This is a genomic window from Bacteroides oleiciplenus YIT 12058 (assembly GCF_000315485.1).
Classification (GTDB): Bacteria; Bacteroidota; Bacteroidia; order Bacteroidales; family Bacteroidaceae; genus Bacteroides; species Bacteroides oleiciplenus.
Genome location: NZ_JH992940.1, coordinates 1,644,388 through 1,668,325, shown reverse-complemented (window position 1 = coordinate 1,668,325; position 23,938 = coordinate 1,644,388). Strand labels below are relative to the sequence as shown.

Annotated in this window: 13 protein-coding genes; 1 reads left to right on the top strand and 12 read right to left on the bottom strand. The window is 46.3% G+C overall.

The features are described from left to right. Positions 1 to 12 precede the first annotated feature (12 nt). From HMPREF9447_RS07120 to HMPREF9447_RS07080, 9 genes are all read right to left on the bottom strand, one after another. A complete protein-coding gene (locus HMPREF9447_RS07120; RefSeq protein ID WP_009129027.1) occupies positions 13 to 2,718 on the bottom strand; it encodes an endo-1,4-beta-xylanase in 2,706 nt (901 codons plus the stop codon). A 70-nt stretch (positions 2,719 to 2,788) separates the two neighbouring features. Further along, positions 2,789 to 4,285: an MFS transporter gene (locus tag HMPREF9447_RS07115; RefSeq protein ID WP_009129026.1), complete on the bottom strand. Its 1,497-nt coding sequence runs from the start codon at positions 4,283 to 4,285 to the stop codon at positions 2,789 to 2,791. A gap of 24 nt (positions 4,286 to 4,309) precedes the next feature. Continuing rightward, positions 4,310 to 4,513: a hypothetical protein gene (locus HMPREF9447_RS29040; RefSeq protein WP_167549105.1), complete on the bottom strand. Its 204-nt coding sequence runs from the start codon at positions 4,511 to 4,513 to the stop codon at positions 4,310 to 4,312. Then, positions 4,494 to 4,829, bottom strand: coding sequence for a hypothetical protein (locus tag HMPREF9447_RS29035; protein WP_009129025.1), 336 nt, complete (start codon positions 4,827 to 4,829; stop codon positions 4,494 to 4,496). The genes HMPREF9447_RS29040 and HMPREF9447_RS29035 overlap by 20 nt, the downstream gene beginning before the upstream one ends. Before the next feature lie 17 nt (positions 4,830 to 4,846). Next, positions 4,847 to 6,574: a GH35 family beta-galactosidase gene (locus HMPREF9447_RS07100; RefSeq protein WP_009129024.1), complete on the bottom strand. Its 1,728-nt coding sequence runs from the start codon at positions 6,572 to 6,574 to the stop codon at positions 4,847 to 4,849. A 242-nt stretch (positions 6,575 to 6,816) separates the two neighbouring features. Further along, positions 6,817 to 9,141, bottom strand: coding sequence for an endo-1,4-beta-xylanase (locus HMPREF9447_RS07095; RefSeq protein WP_009129023.1), 2,325 nt, complete (start codon positions 9,139 to 9,141; stop codon positions 6,817 to 6,819). 30 nt (positions 9,142 to 9,171) lie between these two features. Next, entirely contained in the window at positions 9,172 to 10,557 is a 1,386-nt protein-coding gene (locus HMPREF9447_RS07090; protein ID WP_009129022.1) for a glycan-binding surface protein, read from the bottom strand. An 18-nt stretch (positions 10,558 to 10,575) separates the two neighbouring features. After that, positions 10,576 to 12,276 (bottom strand): RagB/SusD family nutrient uptake outer membrane protein, encoded by a 1,701-nt coding sequence (locus HMPREF9447_RS07085; protein ID WP_009129021.1) that lies wholly within the window; start codon positions 12,274 to 12,276, stop codon positions 10,576 to 10,578. An 18-nt stretch (positions 12,277 to 12,294) separates the two neighbouring features. Continuing rightward, on the bottom strand, positions 12,295 to 15,438 hold the full coding sequence (locus HMPREF9447_RS07080) for a SusC/RagA family TonB-linked outer membrane protein (protein WP_009129020.1): 3,144 nt from the start codon (positions 15,436 to 15,438) through the stop codon (positions 12,295 to 12,297). A 559-nt stretch (positions 15,439 to 15,997) separates the two neighbouring features. Between HMPREF9447_RS07080 and HMPREF9447_RS07075 the strand changes: the two genes are divergently transcribed. After that, entirely contained in the window at positions 15,998 to 20,095 is a 4,098-nt protein-coding gene (locus HMPREF9447_RS07075; protein WP_009129019.1) for a hybrid sensor histidine kinase/response regulator transcription factor, read from the top strand. Between the two features lie 3 nt (positions 20,096 to 20,098). On the opposite strand, the gene HMPREF9447_RS07070 is transcribed toward HMPREF9447_RS07075, so the two are convergent. The 3 genes from HMPREF9447_RS07070 to HMPREF9447_RS07060 are packed head-to-tail and all read right to left on the bottom strand — an operon-like array spanning position 20,099 to position 23,930. After that, positions 20,099 to 22,030, bottom strand: coding sequence for a biosynthetic peptidoglycan transglycosylase (locus tag HMPREF9447_RS07070; protein WP_044137536.1), 1,932 nt, complete (start codon positions 22,028 to 22,030; stop codon positions 20,099 to 20,101). A gap of 14 nt (positions 22,031 to 22,044) precedes the next feature. Next, positions 22,045 to 23,250 (bottom strand): hypothetical protein, encoded by a 1,206-nt coding sequence (locus tag HMPREF9447_RS07065; RefSeq protein ID WP_009129017.1) that lies wholly within the window; start codon positions 23,248 to 23,250, stop codon positions 22,045 to 22,047. 35 nt (positions 23,251 to 23,285) lie between these two features. Further along, positions 23,286 to 23,930 (bottom strand): ATP-binding cassette domain-containing protein, encoded by a 645-nt coding sequence (locus HMPREF9447_RS07060; RefSeq protein ID WP_009129016.1) that lies wholly within the window; start codon positions 23,928 to 23,930, stop codon positions 23,286 to 23,288. Positions 23,931 to 23,938 lie beyond the last annotated feature (8 nt).

The following is a 23,938-nucleotide window of genomic DNA, read 5'->3' as shown; positions in this document are numbered from 1 at the left end:
TCTTCTTGTTTGTTAATTATGATAGTTTCCTGTTGCGTAAATGCCCACCATCGTACCGGTGAAACCGCCGGCAGTCTGTGTGCTTATCAGGTCGGCGGAAACAGGTTCGCCTACTTGTGTCCAATTGCCTTTGGGGCTGGTGGCATAACTGAAAGTATAATTCACGGCATCGTTTCCTTCTACTTTCAGATATATCTTTCCATTGGGCTGGGGCAGGGTAGCGCTTGCCTGATTGCAGAGCTTTCCACGGCTGTATGCTTCCAGTGATAGCATAGGCTTACCTTCCTTATCCAATGTTTTTCCAAAGCGAATATAGCAATAATCATCGTGAAAACAGGTGATACCTGCAAAATCTCCTTGTTGCCCGGGTGTGAAGTTGAGGGCAGTTTGGGCAGTGAATGTCCAGTTATTTATCCAACGGCCAATGGCGGCGGGTTGTCGTTTGTCGTTGAGGTCACTGCTGCTGGCGGTCAGTGTGAGTTGGCCTTTACCACTTATTGCATAGCAAGACACCAGCGGGGTACGGATGAAGAAGGCTTCCGGAGCCAATCCGTCGGTCGTCCAGAGTGGGGTAGGACCGTAAGGGCGGTCTGTCGTATAGGTGATGGTTTCACCTTCAGGCAGAATAACAGGTTGATTATCTTTCCAGGTAACAGGCAACAAGAATGTTTCGCGCCCCATTACATCGTGCTCGCCGTTGTAGGGACGAACGCCGAGGAAGACAGCATACCAATCGCCTTCGGGTGCCTGCACGAGGTCGGCATGGCCGACGCAGGTGATGGGATTAGGACGGTTGTCCGGCAGCCCGCGTTGCGTCAGTATCGGGTTGATGGAACAGGGTTTGAAAGGACCGAATGGCGATTCGGAGGTAAAGACTACTTCCGAATGGTTAGGTCCTGTTCCACCTTCGGCGGCCATCAGATAATAAGTACCGTTGATGTGGTAAAGGTGCGGACCTTCTATCCAGACGGGATGTTGCGATTTATCTACACCTCCGTCGATAATCATCTTCTGTTTTCCCACGATGCAGCCGTTTTTCCAGTCGAATTCACGTATCCAGATGGCACGATGACCGCTGTATTCCGGCTTTCCGGCTGGGGCGTCGTTGTTTACGATGTATGCTTTTCCATCTTCGTCAAAGAGGAAACCGGGGTCGATGCCACCCACTTCGGGTAAGAATGTGGGATCGCTCCAATTGCATTTCTTCGGATCATTGGTAGTGACGAAGAAATTGCCTCCGCCATCTACGGCAGTGGTTATCATGTAGAATAACCCATTGTGCGGATTATACTTGATGTCCGGGGCATAGATACCGCCGCTGATGCGCAGACCGTCATACATGGGCAGTTGCGACGGACGGTTGAGGACATAGCCCAGTTGTTTCCAGTTTATCAGGTCCGTACTGTGCCAGATAGGCACGCCGGGGAAAAAGGCGAAAGAGGAATTGACCATATAATAATCATTTCCTACGCGACAGATACTGGGGTCGGGGTAGCAGCCCGGTAAGATAGGATTCAGCATACCGGGGATGTTTGGCTTTTCGGCTACTTTATCCGCACCTTTAGAAGTCACAGTATAGATAAACTCATCGAATACAGCTTTCTTAGGCTGCAATATCTCCTTCAGAAAAGGTTTGGGCTGGTATGAGCGGTCGAAAAGCAACGGATACTCGCGTCTTCCGACCATAGGCCAATTATTCTTCCAGGAATCAGAGTCTGATACTCCCCATGCTGTTACGCGCGTAATAACATCTGAGTGCTTTATGAAAAGTTCCATGAACGACTTCATGCGGGCATTCCATAGGTGCGATACACTGTCCGGAAGAGCTTCCGGATAAGGATTCAGAGCTTTCTCAAAAGCTACTTTGTCAGCGATGTTCGCTCCGCGGTTCAGTGTAGGGAGGGCGCTCATATCCCATTCTGTTATCATTATCTTGGCACCTGTTGCAGCGAAAGCCAGGATGCTGGTCTCATAATCGCCAATGCTTGGATAGTCCAGTCCCATGTGTCCCTGCATGCCGATGGCATCTACACGTAGCCCCTTCTCTTTCAGTGCACGGATCATACGTACAACGCCGTCACGTCGCCCAGGTTCATGCATGCCGTAGTCATTGTAATATAGTTCCGCATCCGGATCGGCTTCATGAGCAAATTGGAAAGCCAGCGGAATGTATTCTTCGCCCAATATTTCATAGAACTTACTTTTACGGTAACTTCCATCTCCTTCGATTGCTTCGTTCACTACATCCCAGCCTTTGACGCGACCTTTATAGCGTCCTACGATGGTGTAGATGTGGTCTTTTATCCGTTGTTTCAGTACTTCGGGTGATACATTCTTCCCATCAGCGTCCACACAGAGCCACGGCGATAATTGCGAGTGCCATATCAAGCAGTGTCCGATGATAAACATCCCATTCTCTTCACCGAACTTGACGAACTCGTCCGCCAGGGTAAAGTCATAACGATCTTCTTCGGGATGAATAACTTCGCTTTTCATGCAGTTTTCTGCCACGATGGAATTAAAGTGGCGCTGCACGATACGGACTGCACTGGTGTCGCGCCCAGCTGCTTGTTCGGAGTTGAGGGCGACACCAACGAGGAATTTATCGCCGAGGATGCCTTTCAGTGTCGGATCGACAGCTACGGGCTGATTGCCTCCGCTACAGGCAGACAAGGCGATGAGGGCGAATAGTACAGGTATTATGTTTCTAAAATTCATTATTGTTATACTTTGATTAATTTGATATTTGCCATATAGCTCGCTTTTAGCTTACCATTGCGCAATGGCGCTAATAGTCTGCCTTTTCCCTGCGCTCTGTCAGTTCCGCCTGTATCTGTTCATTATACTTCTTTGTGATGGGGTAGAACCATAGTGCGATAACACCAATCAGGAACGTCACTGCTGGGATGATGCTGGATGAAAGTACAATACCATGAATAGCCAAATCGCTTTGTGCCACACCTGCACCCGATACGTATCCAAAGCCGGAAAGCAGGAAACCCAGAATAGCACCACCTATGCCCAAACCGGCCTTCAATGCAAATACTACGCCGGCAAACACGAATCCTGTCGCCCGACGATGGTTCACGTATTCCGAGTGGTCCGCCACGTCGGCAATCATTGCCCAAAGCAACGGAACGGTAGGTGCATACGCCAGACTCTTCAGGAAGTTTAGCACAAACATCGTTTCCACATCCGTTTCGTTGGGGAAGTAGAAAAATGCCGTGAACAATGCCGTCAATGCCAGACAAATAATAAACACCGATTTCTTTCCGAAGCGGTTGGCGAGAAAACCAGACAGGAAGATTACGCCGAAGAACTGTACGATAGCTCCCAGCATATTGAATACACCGAAGCCTACTTCATAGGCTTTTTCAGGACTACTGACAATGAGCCCGAACGCGTTCAATATCGTATATCCTACACTGTCACTAGCCTGCGTAGCTACCAGTCCGAGTTTATCGAGGAATGCATACAGTGCACCGGCATCTACATAATTCTCAAAATAGTAGTTCATGGCGCTCCCCCACATGGCAAGGGTGGTGAAAAGGAAGAGGGTCAGGATAAACATGGCTCTCCAGGGGATATTCTTGAATACATCCTTGATGTCTTTCTTGGTATCGGTTTTCTGATTTGCCGGTGGCGTGATGCGTTCGCGACTGGAGAAGAAAGTAATGACCAGAAATACGAAACCGATTACTGCAAACAAGGAAATGGTGCATAACCAGCCATGTCCTTTGTCACCGCTTTCGCCTGCAAACTTGCTTACTAACGGCAGCGTCAGACCTTGTACGACGAATTGTGCGATGGTAGCGGCCACAAAGCGGATGGAAGTAATGCTTGTGCGCTCCTTGATGTCGCTCGACATTACACCACCCAGCGATGCATACGGCGTATTATTAAAGGAATACAGTGTCATTAATAAGGTATAAGAGATAGTTGCATATACTGCTACCAGTCCCTTATCTTCGATGCCCGGATTGTAGAATGCCAGTACATAGAATACCATAAACGGTAGTGCTGTCCAAAGTACCCACGGACGGTATTTTCCCCATTTACTCCGTGTCCGGTCGGACAGTATACCTACGGTTGGGTCGACAAAAGCGTCTACAATGCGGGCAATCAGCATGACCGACCCGGCAATGGCACCTTCCAGACCGAAGACATCGGTATAGAACTTGGTTTGGTAAATCATCATCATCTGGAACACGAGGTTCGCAGAGCAATCTCCTAAACTATAACCGATTTTTTCGGCCATAGACACTTTCTGACTTAGTGCATTCATGATTATATTTTCAGTTATTAATTATCAGTTGTTAATGATCGTTTCGGTCACCCGTGCCTGCTCCCTGCGCATCTCAGCCCAAGCCTGACGACCACCTATATCATCTTTCGGCAGGAAGTCTGCCAGTTCAACGATATGGAAAGGTAGTCCCGGATTGTTGAATGTGCGGTGCCAGTCGGCAATCATGGCATTGTACAGGCATATCGGCTTATAGCAGAAGAACATCATTCCCAGAGCGGGAGGCGGCCCCCAACCTGTATTTCCATTCTCCCAGCAGGCTCGCTTCTTCGTTTCCGCAGATAATCTTATACGGTTTCTCTTGCACGAAGTGGGGATATCCGCTGTTGCTGATTAGGCGTGTGGTCACTGTGTTTTTTCCTGCATCTGCCATGCCCCATACTTTGATGGATTGCTCGCGTTGCAGTACCATTCTGTCAGAAATCAAGGCAGGCAGCTTTACCTTTGCATCCACCATGGAAATGGTACAAAGACAAAGCAGCACTGCCAGACTCAACCTAACTTTATTGTAACTAACCTTATTCATATCTTAAAATCTATCTACTACTTATACTCATATAATTTCACGTGCAGGATGCGAAAGTCTCCCACGGAGATGCGTACATGGCGTCCTTGATGGTCTTGGTCACCGTTCAGGCGGCGGATATAAGAGAAAGTGCTGTCTTTGTTCACTTTCACCTCGTCTACCGAGCCGATGCCGCAACGTGCTCCCTTCCATACCTGCTTATCACTTACCACTCCATCACTAATCACCTTTTCCCCCTTTCTTCCTGCTTGAGCGAAACCGTCTTCCCCCAAAGCCTGTACCTTGGTTTGATTTTCAGTAGCCTTTTCAAACTCAATGACGATGCCACTGCCTGCCACGATATATTCATTCGGAGCAAGTTTCAGCAAGATACCGCCGCCTTCGGGCCATGTGCTGCCATCTCTGGCGCGCGGATCCCAGGGAAGGGTAAAGAAGTGGCGGCAGATTATTTTTAAATCATCCTGATAGAGGACACTTTCTTTGTTTTCCTGATCGAAGAGCAGTCCTTTCGTTGCCCCTTTACCTTGAAATTTGCTCAGGAGTGGCATTAACTCTTTCAATGTTTTATAGCTTTTCACCAACGGAGTGTTAGGGGAGTCGGAACCATCTTCAATGGAAAACGGACTAATGCCGATGGCGTCGTGTTCACCGAAGATGTAGAAGGCTCTTACACCGTTATTATCTGTTAGTTTTATTTCGGGGATGAACAACGGGTTGTTGTGCAGTTTATATTTGGCCACCCACTCTGTGAAACCATTATCGTACAGGTCGGGTGCTAGTAAATCAATGCTAGGGGCTCCGCAATGCCATATATCGACAAGGTGTGCCAACGGACCGGCAGAGGGGTATTCACCAGGTTTACGGTTGCGGCTGTTCATGGCAGCATTCACATAAAGCGGAACATTATAAATAGACCGGGCTTCCTGTGCCATTCTCTCCACGTAGCGGGCATAGTGCCAAGCCATAAAAAGTTCGTCGGTATAGATATCAGCTCCGAAGACTTCCTGCCAAGTGCCTTGTTTCTTGCATCCTTGGTTTTCCCATTTTTGAAGCATCTCAGGATGGAGCGTTTTTTTGTTCTTTTGCAGGAAATTCATTAGTTCCGCGGGTACCGGAGCATTGAACTGCGCGTTGGCTTCCTTGGAGTAATCCCTTGCATCTTCCAACATACCTATCTCATTCTCTATCTGTATCATGATGACGGTGCCTTCCTCTTTATCAATGGATGCAATGTGTCTCATCCATTGAGAAAAAGCGCGGCTGTCTGCCTGATAAACATTTTCGGAGAATGCGCTGGCTATTTCAAGTGGCTTTCCGCTTTGCGTATAGGCGCGCGGATATTTCTTATAGTTTTCTTTGAACCAAAGGGGAGCGTAGCAACTCATGGAGTTCTTCCAAGCTCCGAACCAGAGGAAGATTACTTTCAGACCGTTTAGCCGTGCTTGGTCGATGATTTTGTCCGTGAGAGTGAAGTCAAATTGACCTTCTTGAGGCTCGGTCAAATCCCAGTATGCCGGAACGAGTACCGTGTTCAGTCCCATACGTTGTAGTTTCGGGAAGATTCGTTCGATATCTTCTGTGCAGGCAGCAGATGAATTTCCTAATTCACCGCCTAAAATAAGAAAAGGTTTACCGTCTACCACCAATTGCGTAGCAGTACCTTGCTTTTGCAATATACTTTTCTGAGCATTTGCATGTCCGAATGTAATGAGACTGATTGCCAAAAATAGAATCCAATTCTTCATTGTTTGCTGATATTGGTTTTATATGTTTTCCATAGCAACAAAGATAGTAAGCTATAATTTAGAAAGCTTTCCGTGGTGTTGCAGAAAAATTCATTTCGGTTACATTATCCCTGCCGTATGTTACATAATTTTTCGTTTATCGTACATCTTCTTGTTTCAGAGGGTAAAAAGGGGCTTTGTTACATAGTTTAAAGGAGAATCTGGTAAGGCCGGAGCCTTACCAGATTTTCTGTCTTCACTCATTATTTAGCCGGAGTTTCCTCCTCTGTTTCATACGCATTCTTCCAGTCGTCACCGCTGAAGTCTTCACTTATATCTTTTCCGGCAATGCCGTCGCATACACCTTTATAGGCATGTTTGCGTCCGTAGTTTGCATCGAATAAGTTAGGTGCATCTTCCGATAACCAGTATTCATGTTCTTTCTTGCTGTCAGTCAGCGTCCAGATGGTGATACCTGATTGTTGTGCTTGCGGTACATTTTCTCTGTAAGAGTCGAAAATCATCTGATAAACTTCTGCCTGTGTTGCCAGTTGTTCGGCAGATGGGGTAGTAGTGCCTACTTGTACATCCAGTTCAGTTACGCGAACCAACTTACCGGTTGCTGCCATTGTCTTGAACATAGCGTCTACCTGGGCTTTCGTGATGCTGGATGATACGTGCATCTGAGTTCCGATACCATCTACTTTCTGGCCGTTCTCTTCAATGTAGTTTACGAAGTCAATCAAGGCGGTCAGTTTGTTTGGGCTTGATTCGAGATTGTAATCATTTACATAGAGCTTGGCATCAGTTGCTGCATATTTGCGGGCATATTCGAAAGCCTTCACTGCATATTCTTTGCCGATGTAGTAACCCCAGTAGAAATGGTCGGCTGCCCAGTTCAGGTTCAGACCGCTTTCTTCGTCTTCTACAGGTGCTGTATCAGGAGCTTCATCACCATTACTCATAAAGTTTCCGCCGATACCACGCCATTGTCCATTATCTGTAATAGGTTCGTTGATTACGTCCCATTCCTTGATGCGGTTGCCGGTATGCTCCAGCATTCCCTTAATCCAGGATTCCATGGCACCAAGCAAGGCAGCTTTCTTTTCTTCCGGAGTCTTGAACTTGTATGTAATACCACCGGCACGAGTAACTGCACGATTAGCAGGAGTTGCTGAATTGAATGGATCGGTAGATACTATTACGTCGTCAATCAAATATGTACCAGCTTTTAAACCTAAATCAAAATTGATGCCTGTAATGTCGGCTGAGGCTTCAAGCTCCCATTCTACACGCTGCCATTCAGATGCGACTACTTGATTTCCCTGATAATTAGTATCACCGGTTCCAGTGGCAGTTGATGTTGAGATACGTGCAGAGCCTGTACCTGAAGCCATCTTAATATAATATGATATATATAGTTTGGTACCTTTGGCAATAGTTTGAAGCAGGTTGCTATGAATCTGGACTTTCCACTCGCCATTTTCATTATCGGCTGCATTGACTACTTGCAAGCAACCTTTTGCTTTGTTGCCTTCCGAATCGTTCCAGGTATTACATCCATCATCACCATTCCATTTACTCCAGTCCTGTATGTCTTCTGTGAAGTTCCCGTTAGTTAGTAAATTGGTTCTATTAGCATCAGGGTCTTCTATTTTCTTTCCGAATTTAAAGTCGTCTACCCATACATTGCTTCCCGGAGTTCCACCGAACTGGATACCTATGCGTTCAATATCTTTAGTATCACTTTCTGTATAGGTAAATTCACCTGTACATCGAATCCAGTCGCTTGGTGCGGTAAATGTATCTTTATAGATACCCTCGTAAGATGCATTCTGACCAATAAACTGAACCTTAATTCCGACATCTGATTTTACCCAAAATGAGTAAGCGTAAGTAACCCCGGTTTTAAGCATTCCGGTAGGCCAGAATAGCTGACAATCATAGTTTGCACTTGTCTCGTTGGTCATGGTGAAGTGGATGGCGTAGTCGCTGTCATGTCCCGGTTGCTCTACAGCATAAGTATATTTACCCCATAGACCGGTCCATCCATTTGCGTTGCCTCCTTCAAAGTCGTAATTGTTAACGATATTCTCGCATACATCGTCATCGCCTGATTCAACAATTATCTCCGGAGCGATCAGTGATTTCAGATACGTTTGTTTTTGTTGCGTATGCCAGAGAAAATTATGTCCATATATCTGGATGTCTGCCGGAACAAGACTCAGGAACGCATCAATGGTTGTGAAGTCTAACTCACCGTTTGTTTTCACCACAGACGCATGTTTCATAGCATTTCCGGTGGTGAACAACTGGAAATTCTCGTCAGCTACCTGTTTGTATTGTGTGTCGTTGATATAAAGGTCGGCTCCCAAACCGAGACCGATGGTCATGTGTGGAGCATACTGTTTTGCATACGCTTTGATATAATCATAGTTCGCTAATTTCTCTTTTAGCGCAAGGGGAATATCGGAGATATTGACGTCACCATGTCCGTCAGGTTTGCCCCATTCCATCTTTTCGTCGTAGCAACTGCCAAATGTTAATGCGCAAGCCACTACCGGGAGAATGATTTTATTTAGTTTCATAATCTATACTCTTTTATTTGATTGATAAACTTATTCAGCACTCTCTTCGTCGTTGAAGTCTGAAATCGTAACACTTGCACAAGGCACCACGCGCCAGTTATCCAGATAAACTTTGGTCTTGAAGATGGTAGAAATAATATCTACTCCGCCAAAAGTAAAGTCTGTATTAACAAAGCCGACGCCGAAGTTCTGATACTTGGCAGCCAAGCGGTCCTCAACTACAGTCTTGAAAGTAGGTGTGGTGGTTCCCTCTTCCAGTTCCTTTTTGTAATAACCGAATTCGCTGAAAGGGATTGTCACTGTTTGCCAGCCTTCCGTGGTGAAAGGAACAACTGCTCCATTCTGGATATAAGGCACATAGAATGCAGTGCGTTGGCCGTCGTCATCAGAACCTATTCCTGCGAAGTTGAAATTATTGAAGAGACAAATCTGAAGGTGTCCGGTTCCAATCCATGTTTCGGGAACATAAATGTCGAACTGGAAGGCAACATCTGTCAGAGGCGTAGTTTCCGGGATATAAGAATACATACGTGTCCAGTCCACGCTTTCATCTTCACCGGTGCCCACGGTCCAGCATTCTGTAACACGAGGTTTCCCCGCAGCTACACCACTGCCGCTCAATAAACGATCCGGCACAATCTGTAAACACTTGCCACGTCCTGATTCTTTAGGGTCGTTCACAAGGTCTTCATCATTAATCATAGAACCTGTCTCACTCCAACTCCAGAAACCTTGTTTACCTTTACCGTCGAAATCAAGTATCATGCAGTTGCTGTCATTGAAGTAGGCGGGAGTAGCGGCAGTACCGTTAGCTCCTTCTGAATAGATGGAACCGCTTGCTGTAACTCCTGGAGGCATTTTGAATGAATACCATTCACCGTCTTCATCACTCTCTATATTGGTGACTTCTATTCCGCCGGGCAAGGTCACTTTACTTGTTTCGTGCAGTCCGGTTCCATATACAGTTACCTTTTCCTCTGCTTGCGGCAGTGTATTGCTGATATATGAGACACTTGGGGCGGCAGAGCGGATTTCAAAGTCATGCCATAAGTCGGCACCGGATTTTACCAGATGTATTTTGTTACGTACATCTTCTGTTGCATCAACAACAGGTGTCTTACTATCAATAGTAATCAGCATGGAGTTATCGGCTACATAAGCCACGTTGAAAAATGTATTGTATCCATTGATATATACTTTTTTCATTCCTAAAAAGCCACTGCCTTCAATACGGATTAATTGCCCCAGACGGGCAAATTCAATCGGGCGGTCGGGCACTGCGGACTTATAATCTTCCAGATAAATCTGTGTAATTTTGATAGGTTTGCTATCCTGAGCGTCATCGTCATCGCAAGATACGAAGCAGACAGTAGTCAGCGCAAGACACAAAAGCCATATATATTTCAAGTTTTTCATATCCGTTTTGTTTTTTAATTATTTGTATAAATCTGCTGTAGACACTTCTCTTTCGCCGAAAGAGTAAGGCACGGTTTCGATGTTTCCACGGAGGTAGTGGTTCTTGTTCTGGTCAACATCTGATACCGGAAGCGTCAGACTATTGGCGGTTGCTGTAGCCACCCCTGTTCCGGGGGCAACGTAATCTTCGCTGATTTCATATACTCCGGTGGTTTCATTATAGTCATAGCTGGCGTTGCGGTTCTGATTATTCATGTAGTTCACTACTTCCTGCTGTTTGTAGTAGGAGCGGCGTATCAGGTCGTACCAATACTGTCCTTCAAAGGCCAGTTCGATGCGACGTTCATAACGCAGGTCTTCGAAGGTAATGGAGGTCTTGGAGGGCATGCCGGCACGTGTACGCACTTTGTTGAAAAAGAACAAGGCTGTTTCGTCATTAGTTGATGCATTGTTGCCTAAGATAGCTTCAGCCAGATTCAGATAAATCTCAGCCAGTCTGAGCATGTGAGTGTTCAAACCACTGCTTTGTTGGTAACTTACACCATTGTCGGCGTTCGTGCCAATCACATACTTTTTGATGTTTGCACCTTGGCTTCCTCGGTTTTCTGTTATGCCATACGTGTATCCTCCACCGCGTACATTCATGTCCGGATAGAATTCGCCATACGAAGCCACAGTATAGTGGCGACGAATCACGTCCTTAGGATCATATTCGTCCCACAAGTCCCAGGAACAGTAAGTGGCTCCACCCCAGTTGGTGGCATCTGTCACCATAGTAGACCAACCGAAGAAGGTGGTGATGGACTGCATGCTTCCCCAGGGGAGAACATCTTTAGAACCGGCAAGCCATTGCAACTGGAACAGAGCTTCTTTGCAATTGTTGTTTGCATAAGTGAAGAGGTCACCATAGTTATCCATCAGACCATAAGAAGAAGTACCCGTAACTTTCAGAGCGGCTTTCTGGGCTAAATCCAGATAATATGTGTTGCGCGTGCCCCGGTTCGGGTCGGTGGCTACGTTGCTCCCATTGTATTCGCCATTCTCAGTCAGACCCGCCATGGAGAGATATACGCGGGACAACATACCGAAAGCGCTATACTTCGTGACACGCCCGCTTTGTGCAGGTGTATCCGAAAGATACTTGGCAGCATATTCCAGATCGCGGATTGCAAATTCCATAACGTCGACACGGTTGTTGGCAGGAACCACATAGTTGTTTACCAGGTCTGCCGTATTCTCGTAGATGATGGCGAGTCCCCAGAGGGAAGCCAGATACCAGTAGGCTGTTCCACGCATGAAGCGTGCTTCGGCTATACCTTGCGTCTTGGCAGTTTCGCTTACATTGGCGGAGGCATGATTCTTAATATTATTAATCGTATTATTAGCTTGCGCCACTACCGAATAGAACGCGCCCCAGGCATCATCAAGACCTGCTGCGAGTGATGTTTCGTTCAGGTTAGTGTATGGGTAGATGTAATCGGAATATTGTGCAGTGATGTTGTTGGCACGACCGTCGCCCATAGAGTAGTAGGCTTTCTCGTTGAAGCTGGACCATACGTAATTGTAAAGAGGAGCAGTTGCAGCCGTGATAGCCGCATCGCTGTCGAAGAAAGTTTCCTGATTGAGGTTGGTAGTATTTTCTTGTTCCAGGAAGTCTTCGCAACTTACCAGTGACATTCCACCGGCCAAAGCTATTATGAGAATTAATTTGCTTTTCATTGTTTTCTCGTTTTTAGGTTAGAAAGAAACGTTTAAACCGAATGTATAAATACGCGGTGAGGGATAACGGCCATAGTCCAGACCATTCATCAGAGCATCGCCATACATGCAACCCACCTCGGGGTCGTAACCGGAATAGTTGGTCCAGGTGTATACGTTCTGCAAGTTGGCATATATCTTCACGTTCTGTAAGTTCAACTTGCTGACCCATTGTTTAGGTAGAGTATAACCCAGTGAGATGTTTTGGATGCGCAGGTAAGAGCCATCTTCTATGTAGAGGTCGCTGACGCGGTTATTGGCATTCGTGGTAGAAGCTGATATACGTGGCAGGAATGTGCTTCCGTTTACAACATGCAGGTTGCGGAAATCATCCGGGCCATTCGGGTCTATTCTCTCTACTCGGGCATAGTTGGCTGCGCTCTTCAGCAGGTTACTGTTCACTCGCGGATTCTCTATGTAGCGGCTGTTGTAGTTCAGCACGTCATTGCCATAGGAGCCGGAGAGGAAGATGGTGAGGTCGAAACCTTTCCAAGAGAAGGTATTGCCGATACCGTAGGTGAACTTAGGTTCAGGATTACCGATGAAGGTACAGTCGTTATTGTCGATTACACCGTCATTGTTGAGGTCGGCAAAGATATAGTCGCCAATCCAGGTCTTCCCTTCTTCGATGGAAGAGCCCGCGGGTAGGGCAACCGGTTTCACGGCACCGTTTTTATCCTTATAATAGAAGTCTTCGGCTTTGTCGAAACGGCCAATCACCTTGTAACCCCAGAATTGTCCGATCGGTTGTCCTACAACGGTACGTGTCACTACGCTGGTTTCACTGCCCACGCTGTAGGTCTTTTCGATGGAAGCACTTTCCGTATCCAGCTTGAGCACTTTGTTGCGATTCAGTGAGAACACGAAGTTGGAGCGCCATTGGAAACCTTTCTTGTCAATGTTCACGGTGTTCAGGGTCAACTCTATACCTTTATTCTCCAGTGAACCTACGTTTGCCCACGGGTTACTGGCCGAACCGGCTCCTGCCGAACCCAGATAAGACGGTAAAGGGAGTTGAAGCAGTAAGTCTTTGGTTTTCTTGTAGTAAACATCGGCTATGAACTCGATGCGGTTTTGGAAAAGACTGAGATCCAGACCAATGTTGGTAGAGTAGGTAGTTTCCCATTTCAGTTCGGGGTTGGCAGTATTTCCTGTCAGCACACCTACACCCCACGGGGTAGTCTTTGATGAAAGCATGGCCATGTAAGCCCAGTTTTCCACATTCTGGTTACCTGTTGCACCCCAACCGAAGCGGAGTTTCAGGTTGTTGATTATGTCGTTGTCTTTCAGGAAAGATTCATTGGAAAGTTTCCAGCCCAAGGCGGCAGAAGGGAACCAGCCCCAACGGTTGCCTTTGGCAAATTTGGAAGAACCGTCACGACGTATGGTAGCGGTGAGTAAGTAGCGGTCGTCATACGAATAGAAGCCACGACCGAAGAAAGAGGCGATGGAATTGTCGCTTTGCGAACCGGTACCGCTCGATTTGGAGATGTCGCCTGCACTCGGGTCTTTTGTTGAGTTGCTCAGATAGCCTGTTGCATTGCTCACCTGTGTTTCCCAGTGCGACTGTGACATTTCCTGTCCCACCATGACGTTGATATTGTGTACATTGGCGAAAGTCTTGCTATAAGTAAGGATGTTCCTCCATGACCAGTACTTGGTGTCGGTTTTGGTCCAACGACCGCTACGGGTTTCGTTGGTGATGACGCCAAACTTATAGTCCGGTTCATAATAATAGAACTTATTCAGGTTATAGTCGGCGGATAGTTCTGTTTTGAAAGACAACCCGTCCATCAGTGTAGCTTCCAGATAAGTGCTCATGCGAAAGTTCATCTTCTTGTTGTAGTTGTCGCGGATAGTGGCATAAGCTACCGGGTTGACCGGCATCCATACATCGTCCGGTCCGTCGAAACCTCCGTCGGCATTGGTTACTGCTACGGAGGGTTGTTGCTGCAACGCATTCATGATGATATTGTTGTCGCTGCCTACCTTTTGTTTAGAATCGGACAGTGAGAAGTTGATTCCTGCTTTCAGCCACTTCTTCACTTGTGCATCTACGTTTCCACGCAAGGAGAGGCGTTTGAAGCCTGAACCCAGCGCTATGCCGTCCTGATCCAGATAACCGGCACTGATGGCATAAGTCACTTTATCGCTGCCACCTGTCATCGAGAGGTTGTGGCTGGTCATCATTGCATTCTGGAAAAGTTCGTCCTGCCAGTCGGTTCCTTCACCCAGCATGTCAGGGCGTACGAAAGCGCTGCTTTGAGTTACGATGCCTGCTGCTGCACGGGCGTTGTGGTGCTCGGCATATTCGCGCAGGTTCATCATATCCAAGTGTTTGGGCATGCTCTGCCAACCGATGTAGCCATCATAAGTGATGGTAGACTCGCCTGCTTGCCCGCGTTTGGTAGTAATCATGATGACACCGTTGGAGGCACGCGCACCGTAGATGGCAGTAGCGGAGGCATCTTTCAGTACGTCCATTGAAACGATGTCCGAAGGGTTGATGCTCGACAACGGGTTGTTGGTTTCATCGTCTGTGGCAGCATCCACTACTACACCGTCAATCACAAAGATGGGTTGGTTCGTTGCATTCAGTGAGTTGATACCACGGATGCGGATGGCGGAACTTGCGCCCGGAGTACCGGAGTTGGCTTGAATCTGCACACCGGCAGCGCGGCCTTGCAGCACCTGATCGATAGAAGTCGGCACTGATTTCTTGATAGCCGCATCGTTCACCGATACCACGGAACCTGTCAGGTCCGAACGCTTCATCTGTCCGTAACCCACTACCACTACTTCGTCCAGCATCTCAGTATCTTCTTTCAGCGTAATATTGAATTGTGTCTTCCCGGCTACGGCGATTTCCTGCGTCTTGTAGCCCACAAATGAAATTACGATGGTACTGTTGGATGGAACATTCAGTGTGAAGTTACCGTCGATATCTGTAATGATACCGTTGCTGGTGCCTTTCTGCACTACACTTGCACCGATAACCGGTTCTCCTGTGGCGTCGTTCACCACACCTTTCACAGTGATGTTCTGTGAAAATGCCCATATAGGTATCAGGCATAATAAGAATAGAAGCCCCAAAGGCTTAAAATAATAATTTGTGCATTTCATAATGAAATTAATTTAGTTGGATAACAATAATATTCTCTTTCCTTAATAAAGATGTAAAGACATGCTTTTCATTCTCAGGTTTCCATATATACACTCATTCAATTAAAGGGTTAAACTTTGCTTTTCGTTTGAGACAAAGGTATTTGATTAATTGGAGATGCGGGCGATAAATTGTAGCCTGTGTTACATTTAAATGTAACATGACTTTTCTCTGTGTTACAAAATCATTTGCTGGTGTTACGTCGAATGGGTGCATGATACATATTCATTGCGTCACCCATAGAAACCGAGCACTTTTCAGTCCTATACTGAAAGGTAAAAACATCCCCATCTTATCAACGAAAACACCCGGATGTTTTACCACAAAACATCCGGATGTTATAGTGTAAAACATCCCCATGTTTTGGGTGAAAACATCCGGGTGTTTTGAGTACTCAGTCCGGGAGTGTTATGTGCTCACTCACGTAGTGTGATTGGCAGTACTATCTTAATTCATCCGATAGTCGGGTACATCTCGAAAGTTTTTCTTATCTTTGCTTACCTTTAAGTTTAAAATGCGATGAGAACATCCCATAACAGAATCCTTTTTATATTATTATTGCTGTGTTTGGTTGGCTTGCCTCTGGCAGCACAGACCGGTAAATTCTACTCTACCAATAACGAATTATCCAGCAGTCTTATCAATCAGATATTTCAGGATAAGAGGGGATTTATCTGGATTGCTACAGAATATGGACTGAACAGGTTCGATGGGCTTCGCTTCTCGAACTATAAACACCTTTCCGGTGATTCCACTTCCATTAAAAACAACTATGTGCGCACACTTTTCGAAGACAACCGGCAGAATTTGCTGGTGGGCTGTATCGACGGACTGATGAAGTATGACCCGGAGACGGATACTTTTCGGGAAATACCAATGATGCGTGCTGGTAAGCAGGTCTTTCCGCATGTCACGCAGATGCAGAAGTTGCATAATGGGGAAATCTGGATAGTGACCACCGGACAGGGAATCTTCCGTCTTGATGAACAACGGCAGCAAGCTCTCTCCATTGATGAAATCATGAGGCAAGTGAACTATAACTTTCAGTCCAACCTCTATGAAGACTCTCATTATAATATATGGATAGGCACCGAGGGGCATGGACTGATTTGCTATCTGCCTGCAACGAAAGAAGTGCGCATCTACAGATATCCGGTGATTAATGATAATTATGTATCTGCCATTACTGAGGATAAGTACGGAAACCTGTTTGTGGGAACTCAAAAACAAGGAATGTCACGCTATGACCGTGAGCGGAATTGTTTTGTGCCTGTGCCCTGTAAAGGTGGGGGAGCATTATCCATCTATTGCCTTACGGTGGTGGACGACCGTTTGCTGATAGGTACCGACGGGCAGGGGCTGAAAACGTATAACCGGATGACCGGGACGATAGAAGATTACAGCATTAATTCCGCTCCGCTGGACTTTTCAGAAGGGAAGATACATGCTATACTGGAAGACCGGGACAAGAATCTGTGGTTGGGCTTGTTTCAACGCGGGATTGCTTTGATACCGAGACAGGAAAACCCGTTTGAATATTACGGTAATAAGTCTATCTACTATAATCCCATCGGACAGGGGTGTGTGATGTCCATCTATCAGGACAGCAACCACCATCTGTGGGTGGGAGCAGATAATGAGGGAGTGTATGAACTGGATGCGGAAGGAAACAGGTTGCGGCATTACCAGCCGGGCAATAGTTTGCGGTCGGTTGCCAACACCATCATGTGCATGTATGAAGATACGAATGGTGACTTCTGGTTAGGCTCTTATACACGGGGACTGGCGAAGCTGAACAGGCGGACGGGAGAATGTGAGTATCCGTTATCAATTGACAATGAGAAGATATTCTCCATTACGGAAGACCGGCACAAGAATCTGTATATCGCTACTTTCGGTTCTGGTTTCTATCAATATAATCTGGTGACAAAGGCTTTGAAACATTACGAATCGTCCAAAGACGAAACGGGTGACCTGACGCGGAATGAATTGGCCAACGACTGGGTGAATTATATCTTTTGTGACAGTGAGGGATTGATTTGGCTGGGACATTACAAAGGCATCAGTTGTTTCAATCCAGAGAATGAGAGTTTCATCAACTATCGTGAGGTGAACTCTTTGATTGAAGACCGGGTGGGATATGTATTGCAGGAAGACCATGCCGGGAACATCTGGGCAGGTACGACCGACGGATTGTATCGTTTCGACAAGAATACCGAGGAGCTGAAATGTTTTACGATAGCGGACGGCTTACCGAACAATGTGATTTGCGGACTTTGTGAGGACGAGAAGCATAATATATGGATTAGTACCTATATGGGCATCTGCAAATATGATGTGGCGAACAACCGTTTTATCAATTACTATGCGGGCGACGGTTTGCAGGGCAATGAGTTTACGCATGGGGCATTCTATAAGGACCGCACTGGGAAAATATATTTCGGTGGCATTAATGGTATCACCTGTTTTCTGCCTTCTTCCATAGGCAGTGTACTGAAGAATACCCGGGTATGGATTACGGACTTCTCTATCTTCAACCAACCTGTTCGTAAGAATACGCGTTCGGGAAGGCATACCGTTATTTATACTTCCGTGCTGGATGCAAATATGTTCCACCTGGCTCATCATGACAATACGTTCAGCATCGTCTTCTCTACGTTGCAGTATAACAATCCGGAACAGATATCTTATCAGTATAAGATTGAAGAATTGAGTAACCAATGGCTCACTACCGAGCCGGGTGTGAACAGGGTGACTTACAATAATCTTCCACCGGGCAAGTATACTTTCCAGGTGAGGGCGTTGAGCCACGGTAACCTTTCGGAAGTACGCACAGTCAAGATTCTGATTACCCCGCCCTGGTATGAAATGTGGTGGGCGTACTGCATTTATACCTTCTTGGCCGGCTTGCTGGTGGTGGGCATTGTCAACTATATATTATCGCGTATGCGCCATCGCCGCGAAATCATGAAGCGTGAGCATGCCGAGCAATTGAATGAGGCAAAGTTGCAGTTCTTTATCAATATATCACATGAGATACGCACCCCGATGACGCTTATCATCAATCCGCTGGAGAAACTGCTGGCGGAAAAGAAAGGCGGAGAGGTGCAGAAGACGTACCTGATGATTTACCGGAATGCACAGCGCATTCTTCGTCTGATAAACCAATTGATGGATATTCGTAAGCTGGATAAAGGGCAGATGTTCATGAAGTTCAGGGAGACGGATATAGTGGGCTTCATTGACGATGTGATGCTCACCTTCGGTTATCTGGCACAAAAGAAGAAGATACATTTCATCTTTGAACATTCCATGCCGCAACTGAAAGTGTGGGTGGATATGAATAACTTCGATAAGATATTGATGAATATCTTTTCCAATGCTTTCAAGTATACGCCGGAGCAGGGAGAAATTACAGTGACGCTCTCTACCGGACGCGATTCCACTCGCAAAGACCCGTTAAGGGAATATTTTCAGATAACGGTGACTGATAGCGGCATCGGGCTCGACCGGGAAAAGATAGAGCGCATCTTTGAGCGTTTCTATCAAATAGATAATGATGTGACGAAGTCTAACTTTGGTACGGGCATTGGTTTGCATCTGTCCCGTTCGTTAGTGGAATTGCATCATGGGCTTATTCTGGCAGAGAACCGGGAGGATGCTCCGGGAAGCCGTTTCATCATTCGTATTCCGATGGGATCCGCTCATCTCCGGACGGATGAACTGGAAGATGTGGAACTGGCGACCACACCTCATGCAGTGTTGGTGAAGCCGGAGAAACCGGATTTTGAGGAAACCTTTGAAGAAGAGGAAGAAGATGCAGAAGGCAGAAAGACGGGTAAAGCGAAGAATCGCATGCGTATATTGATAGTGGAAGATGAGGAGGAAATTCTCTCTTATCTGAAGGAGGAACTGGAGGAAGACTACAGGATTATGACGTGCAAGAATGGTAAAGAAGCATATGATACCATTCTTGCGGATACTCCTGATTTGGTAATCAGTGATATTATGATGCCGGAAATGGATGGATTATCCCTTTGTCGGAAAATGAAGCAGAACACGAATGTCAATCACGTACCTGTTATTCTGTTGACAGCTAAATCTAAACCGGAAGATACAATGGAAGGTATGGCAACCGGCGCGGATGCTTATATGGTGAAGCCTTTCAATACGGAGTTGCTGAAAGGTACGATTGCCAATCTGATAGCTAACCGTAAGCTGCTGAAGAGTAAATTCAGTGGGGCACAACAACAAGAGGACAAGGTGCAGAAGCTATCCATGAAGTCCGCGGACGAGATATTGATGGGCAAGATAATGAAGGTTATCAATGAGAATCTTTCCAATACGGAATTGAATGTGGAGATGCTGGCGGCCAATGTTGGTCTGAGCCGTGTGCATGTGCACCGGAAGTTGAAAGAGCTGACGAATCTCTCGGCACGCGACTTTATTAAGAATATTCGCCTTCAGCAAGCTGCCGCCTTGTTGAAAGAGAAGAAGCTGACGGTGTCAGAAGTAGCGTATGCAACAGGATATACGAATTTGTCGCATTTCTCCAGTTCTTTTAAAGAAGTTCATGGAATGTCACCTAAGGAGTATATGCAGGCGCATCAGGGGTAATATCTAAAAGTCTTCACTTACAAAACTTGCTTTAGCTACCCCTTTCAGTACGAGGTTGTTAATGTTTACTTGTGCCGCCTGTTCTTCGGTGATGACCCCTTTCTTCACCAACCTTTCAGCAATCAGGCGGAAGTAACCTTCCTGGCTCTCCTGCAACCTTCCGTCTGCTGTGAATGAGTTCTTGAAGTGTTTTGGTTTAGGGACGATGGAGGCGAGGAAGATGGATTCTTCTATACTTAATTGTGAAGGGCGTTTCTTGAAGTAGAAATCTGCGGCCTCACGGATACCATAAACCATAGGTCCCCATTCGGCTATGTTCAGATAGACTTCGTACATACGGGCTTTCGGAGTAAGATGTTCGGTTTCAATAAGCCAGACGATAAGTGCTTCTTCCAGTTTACGGGCAATATTCTTACTGCGGTTCAGGAAGACATTCTTCACTAATTGCATGGAGATGGTGCTGCCGCCACGAGCAAATTTACGGACTTCCAGATCATGAATCAGTGCTTCACGCATAGCATCCGGCAGGAAGCCCTGATGATAGAAGAAAGCTCCGTCCTCACTTTGCATCACCGACATTTGCAATAGTGGGGAGATGCTGTCGAGTGGCGTGAAATACTCCCATGACGAGCCTACAGGGAAAGTATATACCGGTTGTCCGTTCTCGTAGGCCGTATAGGTGAATTCACCGGACATCTTGCTCAAATCCGTCTTTCCATAATGGAGGATGCGGAAGTCTTTCTCTTTCAGTTCCGATTCAAACTTCAGACTATCCAATCGGGAGAAATCCACGTCCAACAGAAAATGATAGGCTAATTGTCCTGTAGTGCTGAGTCCTTCCAGATTCTCAAAGAGTCCTTTAGGCAATGAGCCGAATAGTTCTTCCGAAGGAAACCAGGGTTTGCGGACAGAAGCTGTAAAATGCCACTCCTTTCTGCTTGCAGTATTTCCAGCCCGCTCTGCCTTTAAGTAAGGATGAAAAGTCAATGCATTGAAACGTACCAGACTGGCACTATCCAGTTCTACAGCTTGCGGGCTGACGTTTATATGGAAATCGAGTTGTCCCTGGTCCAGATTGATAATTTCGGGGGATAGGCGTTTGTGATATATATTCAACCCTCGTACTTCCGACTGACCGACGAGGCAAGTAACTCTACCCTCTAGCTTCTTTTGTGAGAAGCTGCATGTCAGACTGTCGAATTGTACTTCTGCTCCAAAGCGGCGGTTGATATAGGGTACTGTCAATTGTGGGGCGTAGAGGATGGCCCGCAGATGCCTTTCAGAAGGATTGAATTCCCCTTCGGTATTCCAATTTTGGTTGAGACTGTCTTCCTGTACGGCTATTTGAGAATGGAAACAGTAATGGTCAATAAGGAAACGGGGGATGCGGAAACTTACAAAATTACTGTCCTTTCGCTCGGTGATGGTAAGGTGGGTAAGCTCTCCATTGCCGGGTAGTAAGCCGAAGAGAAGATTGAGTGTTGTATTTATGCGACGGGTATAGTCGGCGTTACTTTTTGAGGTAGGAGTGGACTTTTCGCTCTCACTGTGAGGCAGAAAGAGGAAGTCATAGTTGGCAACAGGACCTTGTTTGATGAAATTCAGCGAAAGTCCGTCCATCCGGACATCTTTGATGTTGATGTCTCCCCATAGTAGTTTCCACAGGTTGATGCGGACATTGAGTGATTGCAGGGCAAGCAGTGTATCTCTTTCCTCCGGCACTACATTCAGTCCGCTGACGGAAATCGTGTTCAGACCTTTCATCCGGAGCTGGTTGTAGCTGATGTCCAGTCCATAACGTTGTTCCAGTCGGGCAATACGTTTGTCTGCTACATGACGCAATAAACTTCCCCGAGAGATGAAAGCTGTTGCTAATAAAAGAAATAGCAGCATGAGGCATGCTACTATTATTCTTTTTATTCTTTGTTTTATCATAACCTTTGCAGCAATTATTTATTGCCTTTCCAGATAGAGAGAACTTTCTTGCGTATCAGGAGTATATTCAGGGTGGATACCACTATGAATAAGATACTTCCGGCAAGTATACAGGGTAGGAGAGAACCCGTTTCCAGTTGTGGAAGCAGAGTTTGCAGAACTCCTATATAGTAACTTCTCAGCCACGCCACGCCACCGATAGCGAGGAATAATACGAAAAGATTTAGTCCTACGGTCAGCACATGATAAGGTAGTGCCACTTTGGAAGGACTGTAACCTATTAATAACAGGTTCTCCAACTTTGCCGTATTCTTTTGAAGCAGCAGGAATACACTCAGCATCAGGATATAGAAAGACAGGATGCTGATAAACAGTCCTATACCCGAGACAATACCTGTGGTGAGACGCAGGAAGTAGGTAGTCTTTCCGGCATCCAGGTTGTCTCCTTCGGTTTCATAATTCTTCTGTTGAAAATAGTCGGTGATGGCTGTATCCGTAGGATTCTTCACTTCTACAATGAGGCGGGACGACTGTGCATCTCGTTCGGGGGCAAACGTTTTATTTGCCCATTCCATAAACGATTGCGGAACGAGAATCGTATTCAGGCGGTTGGAGAAACCGACGATATTTCCTTTATATTGTTCCATACGTCCATTGCCGCGCATGACGATGTCCATTTGTATCAGCCCCATCACACCTTCCGACAACTTCGGCAGGTTGCGGCTTTGTGCAAAACCGAAGTTATAAAGATTCAGGTAATTGCGGGGAATGATGATAGGTATGGTTTGTGTATCCTCGTCGAAGTGCCACTTGTCCAGACTGACATCGACAAAGGCATCGGGAACAGACTCGAAAAACATATCAGTAGAGATACGGATACCGGCTTGTTGCATCCCTAGTCCTGCTGATACTTTGAAAAGTGTAGGGGTAAAGGCACCTACGCTACGTGTGAAAGGTTGTGCTTCCAGTTCCTTAATTTCTTCTTTGGAGAAAGTGTTGCTTTGTCCGGTGAGGCTGCCGAGAGCACTGATTTTCTTGGTAGCGATGATATAATCCTTTTTCATGAAACTGTCTCCCTGCGTGAAAACGGGAAGGACATCCTTATAAAATTGCACGCTCAGTAGTACAATCAGCATTCCGAAGATATTGGCGAGAAAAAAGCCGCTCAGTTGCCCGATGCTGATGTGTTGACGGAGAAGTTTCCAAACAAGTCTGTTCATGTATGATTTGACAATTTACGATTTGACGATTGAAATTACAGTCTGTAGATGTGGGTGTAAGGGAGTTCGATATGCTTTCCGATGGAAGTAACGATTACTCCTGCACCTTGCTTTTCGGCTTCCTCGGTCAGCATTTGTCCCATCAGTGCACCGTTATCATCGTCCAGATGACTAATAGGCTCATCCAGGAAGATGAAATCGAATGGCTGGCAGAGTGCGCGAATGAACGCTACGCGTTGCTGTTGTCCGAAAGATAGCTTTCCGGCTTTCTCATTTACTTTATCGGTAATACCGAGTGTCTCAAAAAAGGCAAGTATTTCTTTTTTCTTTTTATAATTGGTGAGCCGATTCTTCAACTGGACATTTTCTAATGCTGTCAGTTCCGGAAAGATGCGTAGTTCCTGAAACAACATACTCAGCGAATGTTTCCGTAATTCTATCCATTCATGAATGGAGAGCGAACGGATATTTCGTTCATCGAAATTGATAATACCCTGATAGTCGCGACGATATCCGTAGAGATAGCTACATAGGGAAGATTTACCTGTGCCGGACGCGGCTTCAATCAAATACCGCTCTCCTTTCCGTAGCACAAGATCTTGATGCCACACGTCGGATGTGATGGCATCCCGGTCGGCAAACACTTGGGGAAGTGTTTGCCGCAGATGAATGATTTCCATTATTTATC

Bases quoted from the DNA above. Each gene is read 5' to 3' on its own strand.
- HMPREF9447_RS07120 (WP_009129027.1), bottom strand. From the start codon at position 2,718: ATGAATTTTAGAAACATAATACCTGTACTATTCGCCCTCATCGCCTTG.
- HMPREF9447_RS07070 (WP_044137536.1), bottom strand. From the start codon at position 22,030: ATGATAAAACAAAGAATAAAAAGAATAATAGTAGCATGCCTCATGCTG.
- HMPREF9447_RS29035 (WP_009129025.1), bottom strand. From the start codon at position 4,829: ATGAATAAGGTTAGTTACAATAAAGTTAGGTTGAGTCTGGCAGTGCTG.
- HMPREF9447_RS07065 (WP_009129017.1), bottom strand. From the start codon at position 23,250: ATGAACAGACTTGTTTGGAAACTTCTCCGTCAACACATCAGCATCGGG.
- HMPREF9447_RS07080 (WP_009129020.1), bottom strand. From the start codon at position 15,438: ATGAAATGCACAAATTATTATTTTAAGCCTTTGGGGCTTCTATTCTTA.
- HMPREF9447_RS07100 (WP_009129024.1), bottom strand. From the start codon at position 6,574: ATGAAGAATTGGATTCTATTTTTGGCAATCAGTCTCATTACATTCGGA.
- HMPREF9447_RS07095 (WP_009129023.1), bottom strand. From the start codon at position 9,141: ATGAAACTAAATAAAATCATTCTCCCGGTAGTGGCTTGCGCATTAACA.
- HMPREF9447_RS07060 (WP_009129016.1), bottom strand. From the start codon at position 23,930: ATGGAAATCATTCATCTGCGGCAAACACTTCCCCAAGTGTTTGCCGAC.
- HMPREF9447_RS07085 (WP_009129021.1), bottom strand. From the start codon at position 12,276: ATGAAAAGCAAATTAATTCTCATAATAGCTTTGGCCGGTGGAATGTCA.
- HMPREF9447_RS07115 (WP_009129026.1), bottom strand. From the start codon at position 4,285: ATGAATGCACTAAGTCAGAAAGTGTCTATGGCCGAAAAAATCGGTTAT.
- HMPREF9447_RS29040 (WP_167549105.1), bottom strand. From the start codon at position 4,513: ATGATGTTCTTCTGCTATAAGCCGATATGCCTGTACAATGCCATGATT.
- HMPREF9447_RS07090 (WP_009129022.1), bottom strand. From the start codon at position 10,557: ATGAAAAACTTGAAATATATATGGCTTTTGTGTCTTGCGCTGACTACT.
- HMPREF9447_RS07075 (WP_009129019.1), top strand. From the start codon at position 15,998: ATGAGAACATCCCATAACAGAATCCTTTTTATATTATTATTGCTGTGT.